Here is a 15607-nt window from a genome sequence, read left to right as displayed (position 1 = left end):
CTCGCGCTGATTACCCGATCGGGCCGAACACGGTTTCGTAACGCTGCCGGAACGGCCCGTCTTTCAGGAAACGTGGCCTGATCCGGGCGATTTCGGCCAGAATGCCGGGGTCGGGATGGCGGTCCAGCATGACCATCAACTGAGCCGAGGTGCGCGGCGACAGCCGCAGCGGCAAGCCGCCGAAATCGGGGGGCAGGTCATCCAGCACGCCAAAGAACTGCTCCATCGACCAGGATGTGGAACCGGGCAGGCGCAGCGAACGGAAATACAGTGGCTCTTTCTGCACGAAATAGCGCGAATAAGGGTAAAGCGCGTCCGCCGGATAATCCAGCTCGGTCAGAACCTGCGTCAGCAGCGCCGGGCCGGAAAAAGCCTCGACATCGTAAAGATGGGTTTTGCAGGCAATGTTTTCGGCAATCCGTTGCAGGCACAGGCCGGGGATCTGGTGTCCAGCATCGAAATACAGACAATGATTGGCGCAAAATCGCGGGCCGCGTGACATGTCATCGCGGTGAAACATCACCGGACCGGACAGGTTGAAATCATCCAGCGGTATCACCGGCGATGAATCGGCGTCGATATACCAGCCGCCGTGTTTGAACAGAAACGCCAGCCGCAGAATGTCGCTGCGGGCGGCAGGCGGGCGGATCTGCGGATAGGTCTGCGCCAGCACCGGGTCCAGCCCATCCAGCAGCGCCGGGGCGTCGGCATCATGCAACAGCATCACCTGCCAGTCGGGTTGTTGCGCGGCGCAATGGGCGACGTTATTGTAAAACGCGCGCGGCATTTTCAGCGCGGCGTCCCAGAAATAGACGATATTGCGCCCGTCGGCCCGTGCATCCGCCAGCCCGCCGATGCGGAAATGGGCGTTCAACTCGCGCAGGTCGGGTGGAATGTCGCCTGGCGGGGTCAGGTGCCGGTAAGGCCCCGCGCCATTGCCCAGATCACCGGCAAAGCTGTCGCGCATCTGCCGCATCTGCGCGGCGGTCGGCTTTTCCTGTGGCGGAGCGGTCGGGCCGGTCGGGCAGGCGGCGACCTGTTCACGCTTGCGGCGAATGTCCTGATTGCTTTGGCCCGGTTCGAACAGCGACCGGGCCAGGGCGATCTGACCCGGCGTCAGCCTGGCTTCGGCCCAGCCATCCGGCACCCGCAACAGTCGCGCGGGCAGGGTCAGAAACCGTTCCAGTGTGCGCAGATAGGCGTCGGGGTTCCTGTCCAGCAGGTCGTGATGCAGCAGGGCGATGCGCCCGGTGCCGCTGTAGCGCGCCCAATCGGCGATCACCCGGTCAAAGCGGTATTCCGCCAGCCCCTGTCCGGCCAGCCGGTCGATATAATCCGGCAGCGACATGTCAAAGCGGATCTGCCCGATGGCATCCAGATACTGGCGGCGCAATACGTCCTGATGCGACCGCAGAGTAAACAGATAGCACCTTTCATGCCCGGACAGCGCGGCGTCAAAGATTTCGGCTACCTCGGCCGCGCGGGGATAGAACCGCGGCGGTTGACCTGTGGCGATATATGCGGCGGGCGGACAGCCCAGAAAGCCGTCATCCGACAGAAACAGCACCTGCGCGCCCAGATCACCCGCCTGTTGCAGCAAATCGCGCAGCGCCGCCTGCGCCCCGGCGCGTTTGCGGGGCCTGCCGGTCGTGGCAAAATTCGCCAGATCGTCGGCCAGCCTGCGAAAGACCGGGCGCAGCCGGGCGTCATGGCGCGCGTTGATCCAGCCTTTCGGCAAAGGTTCGGGGATGGTGCGCAGTGTTTCGTGCAGAAATGCCGTGCCGCATTGGTGCAGGCCCGGATGGACGACAACCCTCATCGTTCGGTGCCCGGTTCGGCAAAGCCCAGTTCCGCCAGTTGTTCGTCATAGCCGTCTGACGCGCGCAGCCGCGCCAGCTTGGCGGCATATCGTTCGCGGATCAGCGCCTGCGCCTGTTTCACACCCTTGTCGCGCAGCAGGCGGGTGCAGAGTTTCGTCACCTTATCGGTCAGCGCCGCAGCGCCGGTATCCAGAATGTCGTTCCGGTCGAAGGTGCGGAAATACTTGGCGTCATATTTGCTGTGATTGTTCAGAACATCGCCGCGCAGACGGCGCATCAGATATTCTTCGCCCGATTTCACGCCGTAATGGTTGACCTGCGCCAGATCATAGCCCGCTTCGCCCAGTTTGTATTTCCACGCGACCTTGCGGCCATCCAGCACCTGACCTGATCCGTTGATCCAGCGCAGTTGCTTTTCATCGGTGCGCAGAAATTTGGGTTTCAGATGCGGACGATGGATGGCCAGTTTCATGAACGGTTCGGGCCGATAGATCGTCTTGACGCCATGGCCTTTGACAAACTGATCCGCCGCCGCCGAGATAAAGCGCGACACCACAGGTTCATCGCGATACAGCCGGTTGCCGCCCGACCCGAAAAAGCGCCACGCCACCGGCATGGCTGTGGCCTTGTTCGCCACGATTTCGTCGATCAGCGCATTGACGGACCCATCACCGGCCTTGATCTGCAAGAATTCGTCAAGGTCGATCAGCATATGCCAATCTGCACGGGTAAACAGCGGATGGCCGCCCACGCGGGCGATGCCGCGCGATTGTGGCGGCTTGTCGCGCCACGGGCCGTTATCCAGCCGCGATACCAGCCCAAGCGCGGCCAGAGCAGCCAGCATTTCGTCGGTGCCATCTGTGCAATCGTTCGTCAGCACCAGAATATCGGTAAAACCCAACAGGTGGTGATAGGCCACCCATTCCAGAATATATGGCCCTTCGTCCTTGGCCATGGTGGTCAGCATCACATGCCCATGCGGCGAGATATTGGCCCCGCCGGGAATGTGCGCCTTGCGTTCATCCAGATCGGTCAGAAAGGCCACCGGATCAATGCGGTCCAGCTTGTCCTTGCTGCGTTCCTGCTGGGCTGCCTTGACCTGCGTTTTTTGTTCCAAGGCGTCGTAATCGACCTGCTGGCGCTGATCCAGCCATGCGCCGATCCACGACCGCCGCGCGGGCACGCCGCCACGCATCCCCTTGGTGTATTTCCGCATCCAGCGGGAATAAAGATGCACGGCCAGCACCTTATCCTGCCCGATCAGTTGAGTGGCCCGGTCGAGACTGGCATTTTCGGTCAGCAATTTGCGTTGCTGAAAGCTGATCGGGAAAAACACATGGGTTGGTTGTGCATGGGCCAGCTCGCCGGTTTCCTTGGCGAAATGGGTCAGCGCGACCGGCCCGGTGGCCCCCCAGGGCAGATCGCCCAGATTCAACGTTTCGCCCGTGTCCAGTGCCGTTTGCATCCGCTTGCGCTGACCTTGTGACAGCCACGGCGGGATTGCGTTGGGGGTCGTCAGGAAATCGGCCAGCAGCCGGATGGTTTCCGACCCGCGCGGCGCGCCCATGACAGCATTGCCCAGCAACAGCTTGTCATCGCGTTCATGGCCGATGAACCATTCCATCGCCGCAGGAAAGGGCTTCAGCGCGATGATGTCTGTATCGACCCAGACCCGGCCGGTATCGCGCACCATGATGGCGCGGAAGACATCGGCATGGATGGCCGGGCTGCCCGCCTTGGCATGGGTGATGATGTCGTCATTGGCCCAGACCTCGCGCGCGTCGCGCAGTTGCGCGCCTTGGGGCAGGTTGGGCACCGTGCCATAGCTATACAGCACATAATCATGACCCAGTTCGACAAAGCTGCGGACCGAGGCGATTTCCAGCCAGGACAGCGGCCCGTCGATCCACAGCGAACCGATAGGGGCCAGCCCGGCTTTGGTCGTGTCAGTCGGTATCGAGGTCATCGGGTTCGGCCCTGCGCTGCGTCTGGGGTCACGGCGGGCCTGTCAGTGCCTGCCGGCCATCTGTTGATCTATCGGCTTGTCGGCGGGCACGAATTTCAGCGGCGCGTTGCCCATATGCTTGGCCAGCCCCTGCATTGCGCCCTCTTTCTGGGTTTCGGTCGGTAACCGCCAATCGCCGGCGCTGTCGATATAGCCGCGTTCGGCCAGTGCCCGCGCCAGTGCCGCGTGATCCAGTTGCCCCCAGCTTAACCGCGATGCGCCCTTGTGCTTTTCGGGCATCCAGTCGCCTTCCAGCACGTTCAGAATGTCGGGGCTGGTGCCGGTCATCCCCTCGAACTGGCGCTGAATGTTGTAATAGGCCGACATGTTGCGGCGCAGGATGATGGCGATTTTTTGGCCGGGGCGGGCGATCAGACCGGCCAGATGAAAGGCTGAACTGTCCAGCCCGACGATATGACTGGCCTTGCGGTATTGCGCCAGTTGTTCGGTCAGCGAATGCCGTTCGGGGTAATAGATACCATAACCGTTGCGGTGCATATTGTCTTCGATCTGAACCTCGTTCAGGGCGCGACCCTTTTTGCCCTGCCGGGTGCGCGAGATATAGATCCTGTCGTGACCCTTGGGTTCGATCTGTTCGGCAAGACGGTGGCCAAAGGCACGGAATTCTGGCGTGCCGCGCGCAATGGGACCAAGGCCAAAGCCTTGCCCCGGCACCAGCAGGCGTTCGACCTGCGTCGGTTCGGTTATCAGCTGCACCGGCAGGTCGATCCCCGCCATGGTCAGGAAATTGCGGTGCCATTGCTGAAGATCGGCCATTTCTTTGTGACGGCCGACAAAGACAAGGCTGTCGGCCGGATGATCGGCAGCCGCCCACAGCCGCGAGATGGATTCGGTCAGGAAATGGCCAAAGTGGTTAAAGATCTGCCCGCCCCACAGATGGGTGCCGGGCAGATGCGCCACAGGTCCCTCGGCGGGCTTGGGCGGCAACATCATGCGGCGCAGACGCCCGACGTCGGAGGTGCGATAGATCGCGGCTTCGGGCAGATCGGTGCCGGTGCTGTCCAGAACGCCGCAGGTCGGAAAGGCCAGCATGTTGGTGGGCGGAATGATTGTGGCACCGTCAACGGGCCTGACCTCGCGCGACCAGCCATGATCGGGGCTTGGTTCAAAGGATTCGTCTACGAACATGCCGCGTTCACCCTGGCTGACTGCCGTATCGACCGGGGACACGGGCAGAGAAATTCAGGGTGCAGGCATTGCACAAAAATGCCCGCATCACAAGGTATTCGCCCGGCCCGCCGGGTCCGGCCAGGGGCGGTTATACCATTCTGCGCAGAGGATAATCTTTGCATCCGGCGTGTGCCGTGGCTGTGTCGGCGCATGGTGGTTCCATACTGTGATCTCTGTGGGCGGGTCGCTGGGCGCGATAAGGTGATCGGGCCGGAGGATGCGGCGCATGGTGGCGTCATTAAAGTAAATGTATTTCCGTGAACCTGTGGCGGCGGCAGCGCCCCGTGTCGGGTCATCCAAGGTAGGGAGCGCATCGCGTGAGGGCCTTGCGCTCAGGGCAAATCATGACAATATATTTCCATATATTCCGATTGAGGGCGATATGGCACTGGACCCTGACACCCGCGACCATCTGATTTCAACGATCCGCCGCTTTGTGGATGAGCGTCTGATTCCCGCCGAGGCCGTCGTCGCGCAAACCGATGCCATTCCCGACGATCTGCTGGACGCGATGCGCGATCTGGGCCTGTTTGGCCTGTCGATCAACCCCGATTACGGCGGTCTTGGCCTGAACATGGAGGAAGAAGTGCTGCTGACCCTGGAACTGGGTCGCGCGGCGCCCGCCTTTCGGTCGATGTTTGGCACCAATGTCGGCATCGGGTCGCAGGGGATCGCGATTGACGGCACGCCGGAACAAAAGGCCAGATACCTGCCGGGGCTGGCCTCGGGGCAGATCATCGGGGCGTTTGCGCTGACCGAACCGGATGTGGGGTCGGATGCCGGTTCGGTGCGCACAACGGCGCGGCGTGACGGCGATCATTACGTTCTGAACGGCACCAAACGCTTTATCACCAACGCGCCCCATGCCGGCCTGTTCACGGTGATGGCGCGCACCGATCCGGCCCAGCCCGGCCCGCGCGGTGTGTCGGCCTTTGCGGTCGAGGCGGGCACACCGGGCCTGTCCACCGGCAAGCCGGAACATAAGATGGGCCAGCAGGGCGCGCATGTCTGTGACGTGATCTTTGAGGATTGCCGTGTCGCGGCAGATGCGCTGATCGGCGGGGTCGAGGGGCGGGGTTTCAAGACCGCGATGAAAGTGCTGGACAAGGGGCGCCTGCATATCGCCGCCGCCTGCACCGGGCTGGCCGAACGGATCATCGACGACATGATGGCCTATGCCGTGACGCGCTGGCAGTTTGGCAGGCCCATCGCGGAATTTCAGCTGTTGCAGGCGATGTTTGCTGACAGCCGGGCCGAGGCCTATGCCGCGCGTTGCATGGTGCTGGACGCTGCCCGCCGCCGCGATGCCGGGCAGGATGTCGCGGTCGAGGCGTCCTGCGCCAAGATGTTCGCATCCGAAATGGTCGGCCGGGTTGCCGACCGCAATGTGCAGGTGCATGGCGGCAACGGCTATATCCGCGAATACCGGGCCGAACAGTTGTTCCGCGACGCCCGCCTGTTCCGCATTTACGAAGGCACGACACAGATTCAGCAGGGCATCATCGCCCGCGCCATGGCCGAACAGGCCCGTGCGGCGATCTAGGCGGGGCAGCCGCCGAGCGTCAGCCCTCGCCGCCCTGCGCCTGATCTATGTCGCGGAAATTATGGCGTAAGGTGTCCAGATGGTGCAGCAGGTGGATCTTGTCGCTGTTGGACATGCCCTTCATCGCGGCGTCGTAAAAGGACAGGATGTCGGCCTGCATATCGGCCCACCGCTGCCAGCCTTCGGGTGTCAGGCGGATCAGGCGCGAGCGGTTGTCCTGTTCGTCCATGGTGCGTTCGACCCAGCCGCGCGATTCCAGCCGCGACAGCACGCCGGTCAGGTTCTGGCGGCTGACCATCAGCACCCCGGCCAGATGGCGCACCGCAATGCCGTCGCGCCAGCGTGGGTTGACCAGTGCGCCGATGATGGCCCATTGCTGGGTCGTCACCTCGTGCCGCTCCATCCATTTGGTGCCGGTCTTGTTCAACTGATTGGCGCATTGATACAGCCGGAAGGCCAGCCTGTTAGACAGGTCCGCGCCAAAGGTATCGGTGTGCCGGGTCGTGTCGCTCATCCCCGCAGGGTTACGCGAAACCGGATGCGGTGCAAGATGGGGCGAGGGAATTTTTACGTAAACTAGTTGACATAATGCCACCCCCGCCGCAGACTGCCCGGCAAGGCGCGCGATCTGCATGACCGGATGCCGGTCCCGATCCGAACGGGCGCGATTATCGGCAGGAGGATGCCTTGAGAGGTCTGAAGGATAAACTGGTTGTCGTAACGGGCGGCGGTGGTGGGATCGGCTCGGCCACCTGCCTGCGTTTTGCGCAGGAAGGTGCGCGGGTGGTGGTCGCCGACATCAGCGCCGATGCGGCGCAGGCGGTGGTGGACCAGATCACCGCATCGGGCGGCGCGGCGGCGGCGATGATCGTCGATTTGACCGATCATACCGCGACCAGCGCCGCAGTGGAGCGGATTCAGGCGGAACTTGGCCCGATCGACGTGCTGGTGAACAACGCGGGCTGGGATCTGTTCGTGCCGTTCCTGAAACAAGACCCCACCTTCTGGACCAAAATCATCGACATCAACCTGCGCTCGGTGCTGAATATCACTCAGCCGGTGCTGGCCTCGATGGTGGCGCGCGGTCAGGGGGGGCGGATCGTCTCCATCGGGTCTGATGCGGGCCGGGTGGGGTCGTCGGGCGAATCCGTCTATGCGGCGTGCAAGGCGGGGATCATCGCCTTTATGAAGACACTGGCCCGCGAACATGCGCGCCATCAGATCACCTTCAACACTGTCTGCCCCGGTGTGACCGAAACGGCGATGCTGGATTCCTTTCTGGAAACCGCGGGCGACAAGGACAAGCTGCGCGGCGCCTTTGCCAAGGCCGTTCCGATGGGCCGCCTTGGTCGCCCCGACGATCTGCCGGGCGCGATTCTGTTTCTGGCCAGCGATGATGCGGCGTTCATCACCGGGCAGGTGATTTCCGTATCGGGCGGCCTGACCATGCACGGCTGAGGGGGCATCATGGATTATACCGATATTACCTATGACACACGCGGCGGCGCGGCCTGGATCACCATCAATCGCCCCGAGAAATACAACGCCTTTCGCGGGCAGACCGTGGACGAGCTGATCCACGCCTTTCAAAAGGCGGGTTGGGATCGCGACATCGGCGTGATCGTTTTGACCGGCGCGGGCGACAAGGCGTTCTGCACCGGCGGCGATCAGTCGGCGCATGATGGTCAGTATGATGGGCGCGGCGTCATCGGCTTGCCTATTGACGAATTGCAATCGCTGATCCGCGACGTGCCCAAACCCGTCATCGCCCGTGTCAACGGCTTTGCCATCGGCGGCGGCAATGTGCTGGCGACGATCTGCGATCTGACCATCGCGTCAGACACCGCGCAGTTCGGGCAGGTCGGCCCAAAGGTCGGCTCGGTCGATCCGGGCTTTGGCACCGCCTATCTGGCCCGCGTCGTGGGCGAGAAACGCGCCCGCGAAATCTGGTATCTGAACAAGCGCTATACCGCCGCCGAGGCGCTGGCCATGGGGCTGGTGAACGCCGTCGTGCCCGCCGCCGAGCTGGATGCCGAGGTGGGCCGCTGGACCGCCGAACTGATGGAGCGGTCGCCCACCGCGCTGGCGCTGGCCAAGCTGTCGTTCAACGCCGACAGCGAAAACATCCGGGGCATTTCCGCCATGGGGATGCGGGCGCTGTCACTGTATTATGATACCGACGAAAGCAAAGAGGGCGGCATCGCGTTCCGCGAAAAGCGCAAGCCAGATTTCCGCAAGTTCGGCAAATAAGGCCCCGCCCATCCGCAGCAGGTGAAACCGCATGAAAACCGTTTTCGACAGCCCGGAACTGGATCAGATTCGCGACCTGGCGCGCAAATTCGCGCAAGAGCGCGTCGCCCCCGGCTATCTGGCGCGGGAAAAGGCGGGCACATTCGACATGTCGCTGTTGCGCGATATGGGTGAACTGGGCCTGATCGCCCCGGAGCTGCCGCCGGAATTTGGCGGGATGGGGGCCGATTACCTGTATTCCGGCGTCATTATCGAGGAAATTGGCAAGGCGGATTTTACCTTTGGCTATGCGCCGCTGCTGGCTTCGCTGAACGGGCATATCCTTGCGACATTCGCGAAACCGCACATCGCCGCCGAATGGCTGCCGCAACTGACCGCCGGGCAGATCATGCTGGCCATTGCGCTGACCGAACCCAGGGGCGGCTCGGATGCCGCCAATCTGGGTTTGCGGATGGAACGCGACGGGGCCGACTATATCATCAACGGCGAGAAAACCTCGATTTCCGCCAACCAGATCGCGCGTGGCGTGGTGACATTTGCCCGCACCGGCCAGCCCAAGGACCGCGCGCGTGGCGTATCGGCCATTCTGATCCCGCTGGATCTGCCCGGCATCACCACGTCAAAGTTTTCCAACATGGGGCAAAACTCTGTCGGGCATGGCTCGATCTGGTTCGATAATGTCCGGGTGCCTGCCGACTATCTGCTGGGCGACGAAGGGCGCGGCTTTGGGCAGGTGATGCAGGGGTTCGACTTTTCCCGCAGCCTGATCGGGCTGCAATGTCTGGGTGCGGCCCGCGCCAGTCTGGACGAGACATGGGCCTATATCGGTGAACGGCGGGCTTTTGGAAAACCGCTGGGCGCGTTTCAGGGCATTACCCACCAGTTGGCCGATTTCGACACCAGGGTAGAGGCGGCGCGGCTGATGTCGCTGAACGCGCTGTGGCTCAAGGATCAGGGCCTGCCGCACACAGTCGAGGCGGCGATGACCAAATGGTGGCCGCCGCTGCTGGCCTATGAGACGATCCATGCCTGTCTGCTGATCCACGGCCATGCCGGCTATTCCGACACGCTGCCGTTTCAGCAGCGGCTGCGCGATGTGCTGGGGCTGCAAATCGGCGACGGAACAGCGCATATCATGAAAAACATCATCGCCCGTGAACGCGCCGGGCGGGATGCCACAACCGCCTGAGCCGCGGCCTTGACCAAAGGGAGGACAGCATGGAATTTGACGCCGTTCTGATCGAGCCGCGCCGTCAGGCGATGACGCAGGCAGGGCTGTGGCACGACCGCACTGCGGATGATTACCTTGCTGCCCGTCTTGTCACTGATGCGGACGGGCTGGCGCTGTCGGCCTTCGATCTGGTGGCGGATACGCGCCGCGATCTGACATGGGCCGAACTTGACCGTCTGGCCAGCCGTGTGGCGGTGGGGCTGCGGCGTCTGGGGGTCGGGCGCGGCGATGTTGTGACCTGTCAGTTGCCCAATGGCTGGCAGTTCGCCGTCACCTATCTGGGCTGTTCGCGGATCGGCGCGGTGTTCAACCCGGTGATGCCGATTTTCCGCGAACACGAACTGGCCTTTATGCTGGCCCATGGTCAGGCCAAGGTGTTTATCGTGCCACAGGTGTTTCGCGGCTTTGACCATCAGGCCATGGCGGAACGGATGCGTCCCGATCTGCCCGACCTGCGCCATATCATCGTGCTGGGCGGTGATGGTCCCGGCAGCTTTGATACCGTGCTGAGCGATCCGGCCTTTGATGCCAGTGCCGCCGGGCTGGACCCTGCCGACCGGCTTGGCCCGAACGAGGTGTGTCAGTTGATCTATACATCCGGCACCACCGGCGAACCCAAGGGGGTGATGCACACGGCCAACACCATGTTTGCCAACCTTTCCCCCTTTGCCGAACGGCTGGGGATGGGGGGCGATGATGTCATCATGATGTTTTCGCCGATGGCCCATCAGACCGGGTTCATGTATGGTCTGCTGCTGCCCTTGATGCTGGGCGCGCGGTCCGTGCTGCTGAACACATGGGACAAGACGCGTGCCGCTCAGATCCTTAGGGATGAACGGGTGACATGGACCATGGCGTCAACGCCGTTTCTGATCGACCTGACCACGGCTGTCGAACAAGACGCCATCGACACCAGCGCGCTGCGCATCTTTTTATGCGCGGGCACGGCGATCCCCGGTCCGGTGGTCGAACGGGCACAGCAGGTGATGGGCGCGCGGGTGGTTTCGGCCTGGGGGATGACGGAAAACGGGGCCGTGACCACGGTGCGCCTTGATGACGCGGCGGATAAATCAGCCAGTTCCGACGGTGTGCCTCTGCCGGGGATGGAGCTGTGCGTTCGCGGCGCGGACGGCCAGCCCGTCCCGCCGGGGCATGAGGGCGAATTGTATGTGCGCGGTTGTTCCAACTTTGGCGGTTATCTGAAACGTCCGCAGTGGAACAGCACCGATGCCGAGGGCTGGTTCGACACCGGCGACATCGCCCGGATGGATGCCGACGGCTATATCCGCATCTGCGGCCGGTCCAAGGACATCATCATCCGCGGCGCCGAAAATATCCCCGTGGTCGAGGTCGAGGCGGCGCTGTTTCGCCACCCCGCTGTGCAATCTGTCGCCGTGGTCGGCTATCCCGACGAACGTCTGGGTGAACGGGCCTGTGCCTTTATCGTGCCCAAGCCGGGCCAGACAATCAGCTTGGAACAGATGACAGCGCATCTTCGGTCCTGCCATTTCGCCACGCAATACTGGCCCGAGCGGCTGGAAATCGTCGATGCCCTGCCGGCCACCGCCTCGGGCAAGGTGCAAAAATTCGTGCTGCGCAACCGTTTGCGCACGGAAAATCAGGATGGGTGGGGATGACGGCTGATCCGGTGCGGCTGCACCATGACGGCGATGTTGTGGTTATCACCATCGACAACCCGCCGGTGAATGTCACCTCACAGCCGGTGCGGGCCGGTCTGATGGCGGCGCTGGATGCCGCCGCGCAGTCAGGTGCGGCGCGGATCGTGCTGACCGGCGCGGGGCGGGCTTTTGTCGCGGGTGCCGATGTGCGTGAATTCGACGCCCCACCGCAGCCGCCCGCTTTGCCCGATGTGGTGGCGCGGATCGAAGCCAGCCCGGTGCCGGTGGTGGTGGCGATCAATGGCGCGGCGCTGGGTGGCGGGCTGGAACTGGCGCTGGCCTGTGTCGCGCGGGTGGCCGCGCCCGGTGCGATGCTGGGCCTGTCCGAAGTCACGCTGGGTGTCGTGCCCGGTGCGGGCGGCACGCAGCGCCTGCCGCGTCTGATCGGGCTGGCGCAGGCGGTGGCAATGCTGTCCGAAGGCCGGGTTATCAAGGCCGATGCGGCGCAGGCCATCGGTCTGGTCGATGCGCTTGATGATGATCCGTTGACCCATGCGGCGCAGATGGTGTTGCCCGACCGGCCTGCCACCGGCGCACGGCCCAACCCGGCGACGGATGATGCGGCGCTGAATGCGGCGCGGGCGCGGGCGGCGAAACGCAGTCCCCGGCAGATCGCGCCGCAGCGGGCGATTGATCTGGTCGCGGCCTCGGCCCGGCTGCCGCTGGATCAGGGGCTGGCGCTGGAACGCGCGGCATTTCTGGATCTGAAAACCGGCGATCAGGCGGCGGCGCTGCGGCACGTCTTTTTCGCCGAACGCGCCGCCATGGGTCTGGGCCGCAAGGGCGGTGATCCGATTGAACGCGCCGTTGTGGTCGGCGGCGGCACCATGGGCGCGGGGATCGCCTATGTCTTGGCGCAGGCGGGCATTCAGGTGGCGACTGTCGAAGCCGATGCGGCTGCGGTGGAGCGGGCGCGCGGCAATCTGGCCCGGCTTTACGCCGATGCGGTGACACGCGGCAAGGCGACGGCGCAGCAGGCGGCCGCCGATCAGGCCGCGCGGCACAGCTTTCACAGCGGTTATGGCGACCTGCCCCCGGCGCAGATCGCCATCGAGGCCGTGCCTGAGGATCTGGCCGCCAAGCAGCAGGTCTTTGCCGCGCTGGATGCGGCCCTGCCTGCCGATGCAATTCTGGCCACCAACACATCCTATCTGAACCCCGACGCCATCGCGCAGCCGCTGCGTGACCCATCGCGTTTTCTGGGGCTGCATTTCTTCAGCCCCGCGCATGTGATGAAGCTGGTCGAGGTGATCCGCGCCCGCGCCACCGCGCCCAAGGCTTTGACCACCGCCCTGCGTCTGACCGCGCGGCTGGGAAAAATCCCGGTGCTGGCGGGGGTCTGCGACGGATTTATCGGCAACCGGATTCTGACTCGATACCGGCAGATCTGCGATGTGATGCTGATCCAGGGCGCGTTGCCTGCCCAGGTGGACGCGGCGATGCGCGGCTGGGGCATGGCGATGGGTCCGTATGAGGTGCAAGACCTGTCGGGGCTGGACATTGCCTATGCCAACCGCAAACGGCTGAACTGGGCCAGTCAGCCCGGTGTGCGTTATGTGCCGATTGCCGACCGGATCGTGGAAACGGGGCGGCTGGGGCGCAAGACCGGGGCGGGCTGGTATGATTACGACGGTGGCACGGCGACGCCCTCGGCCATGATCGACGCGATTGTGACGCAGGCCAGCGCCGAGGCGGGCATCACCCGCCGCGCCTTTTCTGATGAGGAAATCGTGGCCCGCGCCACCACCGCCATGATCGCGGAAGGCTTGCAAATTCTGGATGAGGGCATTGCCACCGCACCGTCCGATGTCGATCTGGTGCTGGTGCATGGCTATGGCTTTCCGCGCTGGCGCGGCGGGCCGTTGCATTATGCCGGGCGGGCCGGGTTGACCGGGGTGCTGGCCCGGATCGAGGGGTATGCGGCGGCGGACCCGCTGTCATGGCAGGTGCCCGCAATCCTGCGCCGCGCGGTGGAAACGGGTGTCGGGCTGGACGAACTGACGGGGGCACCGGGATGAGCGACGCCTTCATCTGCGATTACATCCGCACGCCCATCGGGCGCTATGGCGGCGCATTGGCGCAGGTGCGGACCGATGATCTGGCCGCTCTGCCGCTGGCCGAACTGCTGCGGCGTAACCCGGCGCTGGACCCGGCGGCGGTCGAGGAGGTCTGGCTGGGCTGCGCCAATCAGGCGGGCGAGGATAACCGCAACGTCGCCCGCATGGCCGCGCTGTTGGCCGGGTTGCCCGACAGCGTGCCGGGGGTGACGGTGAACCGGCTGTGCGGTTCCGGGCTGGAGGCCGTGGCGGCGGCGGCCCGCGCGATCCGGGCGGGCGATCTGGAACTGGCCATGGCGGGTGGCGTCGAAAGCATGACTCGCGCGCCCTTTGTCATGCCCAAGGCCGGGGCGGCATGGTCGCGGAGCAGCGAGATTTATGACACCACCATCGGCTGGCGTTTCGTCAATCCCCGGATGCAGGCCGCCTATGGCACCGATTCCATGCCGGAGACGGCGCAAAATCTGGCCGATGATCTGGGGATCAGCCGGGCAGATCAGGATGCTTTCGCCCTGCGCTCGCAGTTGCGGGCGGCGGCGGCGCAGGTCAGCGGGCGGTTGACGGCCGAGATGACACAGGTGCGCGTCCCGCAGGGGCGGGGCCAGACCGTTATCGTTACTCAAGACGAACATCCGCGCGAAACCACGCTGGAACAACTGGCGGGGTTGCGCCCGATTGCCCGGCCTGACGGGTCGGTTACGGCGGGCAACGCCTCGGGGGTCAATGACGGCGCGGCGGCGCTGGTGATTGCCAGCGCGGCGGCGGCGCAGCGCCATGGTCTGCGCCCCTTGGCCCGCATCGTGGCGGCGGCCAGTGCCGGGGTGGCACCGCGCGTGATGGGCTATGGTCCGGTGCCCGCTGTGCGCAAGCTGCTGACGCTGACCGGGATCACGCTGGACGATCTGTCGGTGATCGAACTGAACGAGGCTTTCGCCGCGCAGGCCCTTGCCGTGATGCGGGGGTTGGGGCTGGCCGATGATGATCCGCGCGTGAACCCCAATGGCGGGGCCATTGCGCTGGGGCATCCGCTGGGCATGTCGGGCGCGCGCATCGCGGGCACCGCGGCGCTGGAACTGGTGCGAACCGGCGGACGATATGCGCTGGCGACCATGTGCATTGGCGTGGGGCAGGGGGCGGCGCTGCTGATCGAGCGCGCGTAGGTTATGAACCCGTTCATTCCCCGTCGCAGCGGAGTCTGGGGGGATCGTCCATAAGACCCCGCTGCGGCCGCACAATGAATGGGATCGAAAGACGACCGCCGGGCCCTAGATCAGCCTTTGACGCAGCGCGGCGATCAGCGCCATCACGTGGTTGTCATCGGGGGAATGGATTCCCAGCATTCGCGCCGACCACAGCCCGTTCAGGCTGTGAAAGACCAGTTCCGCCAGCAGCGGATCGGTGGCCCCGGCGCGCAGTCGGATCAGTGTGCGGTCGTTGAATTCGGCCACGGGGGCCAGAATGCCGGGATGTTCCGTCACCGCCGCCAGCAGGCCGCTGGCTGATGGCGCCTCTTGCCAGTCCTGTTCGAAATTATCGAGATATTGCACTAGTATGGCATTAGGTTGGTCTGATGTGCAGGTTTCCAACCGCGCTTCGGCCTGATCCAGATAATGCTGCACCAGACCCTGCATCAGCGCCGCCTTGGTCGGAAAATGATACAGCAGCCCGCCCTTGGACACCCCTGCGCGTTCGGCCACCGCATCCAGCGAAACCGCCTTTGGCCCCTGCGCCCCGGTCAAGTCCTCGGCCGCAATCAGGATACGCAGGCGGGTCTGACGGGGGTCGCGGGCCATCTTGTCCTCGGCATTGACAATACCGTCTGGACGGTAAA

Annotated in this window: 12 protein-coding genes; 7 read left to right on the top strand and 5 right to left on the bottom strand. The window is 64.1% G+C overall.

The window, feature by feature from the left end; translation table 11 throughout:
* Nucleotides 1–10 precede the first annotated feature (10 nt).
* From Q4G22_RS09090 to Q4G22_RS09080, 3 genes are read right to left on the bottom strand one after another with little or no spacing between them, the layout of a single operon-like run.
* Nucleotides 11–1819 carry a glycosyltransferase family 32 protein gene (locus Q4G22_RS09090; protein WP_303385589.1) on the bottom strand — a complete coding sequence of 603 codons (1809 nt, stop codon included), beginning with the start codon at nt 1817–1819 and terminating at the stop codon, nt 11–13.
* A complete protein-coding gene (locus Q4G22_RS09085) occupies nt 1816–3786 on the bottom strand; it encodes a glycosyltransferase family 2 protein (protein WP_303385588.1) in 1971 nt (656 codons plus the stop codon). Before Q4G22_RS09085 ends, Q4G22_RS09090 begins: the two co-directional genes overlap by 4 nt.
* A 42-nt stretch (nt 3787–3828) precedes the next feature.
* A complete protein-coding gene (locus tag Q4G22_RS09080; RefSeq protein WP_303385587.1) occupies nt 3829–4974 on the bottom strand; it encodes a DUF563 domain-containing protein in 1146 nt (381 codons plus the stop codon).
* 424 nt (nt 4975–5398) lie between these two features.
* Between Q4G22_RS09080 and Q4G22_RS09075 the strand changes: the two genes are divergently transcribed.
* Entirely contained in the window at nt 5399–6559 is a 1161-nt protein-coding gene (locus tag Q4G22_RS09075) for an acyl-CoA dehydrogenase family protein (protein WP_303385586.1), read from the top strand.
* A gap of 19 nt (nt 6560–6578) precedes the next feature.
* Here Q4G22_RS09075 and Q4G22_RS09070 read toward each other — a convergent pair whose 3' ends face one another.
* Nucleotides 6579–7073, bottom strand: coding sequence for a MarR family winged helix-turn-helix transcriptional regulator (locus Q4G22_RS09070; protein WP_303385585.1), 495 nt, complete (start codon nt 7071–7073; stop codon nt 6579–6581).
* 173 nt (nt 7074–7246) lie between these two features.
* On the opposite strand from Q4G22_RS09070, the gene Q4G22_RS09065 reads away from it, so the two are divergent.
* Genes Q4G22_RS09065 through pcaF form a run of 6 tightly spaced genes read left to right on the top strand, consistent with a single transcriptional unit; the run spans nt 7247 to nt 14936 of the window.
* Nucleotides 7247–8017, top strand: coding sequence for an SDR family NAD(P)-dependent oxidoreductase (locus Q4G22_RS09065; RefSeq protein ID WP_303385584.1), 771 nt, complete (start codon nt 7247–7249; stop codon nt 8015–8017).
* A gap of 9 nt (nt 8018–8026) precedes the next feature.
* Complete coding sequence (gene badI, locus Q4G22_RS09060; protein ID WP_303385583.1) at nt 8027–8809, top strand: 2-ketocyclohexanecarboxyl-CoA hydrolase; 783 nt, start codon at nt 8027–8029, stop codon at nt 8807–8809.
* A 31-nt stretch (nt 8810–8840) separates the two neighbouring features.
* On the top strand, nt 8841–9998 hold the full coding sequence (locus Q4G22_RS09055) for an acyl-CoA dehydrogenase family protein (RefSeq protein ID WP_303385582.1): 1158 nt from the start codon (nt 8841–8843) through the stop codon (nt 9996–9998).
* 29 nt (nt 9999–10027) lie between these two features.
* Nucleotides 10028–11677 carry a cyclohexanecarboxylate-CoA ligase gene (gene aliA, locus Q4G22_RS09050; protein WP_303385581.1) on the top strand — a complete coding sequence of 550 codons (1650 nt, stop codon included), beginning with the start codon at nt 10028–10030 and terminating at the stop codon, nt 11675–11677.
* Nucleotides 11674–13737, top strand: coding sequence for a 3-hydroxyacyl-CoA dehydrogenase NAD-binding domain-containing protein (locus Q4G22_RS09045; protein ID WP_303385580.1), 2064 nt, complete (start codon nt 11674–11676; stop codon nt 13735–13737). The genes aliA and Q4G22_RS09045 overlap by 4 nt, the downstream gene beginning before the upstream one ends.
* Nucleotides 13734–14936, top strand: coding sequence for a 3-oxoadipyl-CoA thiolase (gene pcaF, locus Q4G22_RS09040; RefSeq protein ID WP_303385579.1), 1203 nt, complete (start codon nt 13734–13736; stop codon nt 14934–14936). Before Q4G22_RS09045 ends, pcaF begins: the two co-directional genes overlap by 4 nt.
* 105 nt (nt 14937–15041) lie before the next feature.
* On the opposite strand, the gene Q4G22_RS09035 is transcribed toward pcaF, so the two are convergent.
* Nucleotides 15042–15569 carry a TetR/AcrR family transcriptional regulator gene (locus tag Q4G22_RS09035; RefSeq protein ID WP_303385578.1) on the bottom strand — a complete coding sequence of 176 codons (528 nt, stop codon included), beginning with the start codon at nt 15567–15569 and terminating at the stop codon, nt 15042–15044.
* Nucleotides 15570–15607: the final 38 nt, after the last annotated feature.

Origin of the sequence: Paracoccus sp. (in: a-proteobacteria) (assembly GCF_030538655.1) — a bacterium.
GTDB lineage: Bacteria > Pseudomonadota > Alphaproteobacteria > Rhodobacterales > Rhodobacteraceae > Paracoccus.
The sequence above is the reverse complement of the archived record's forward strand: the minus strand, read 5'-3'. Positions and strand labels throughout refer to the sequence as shown.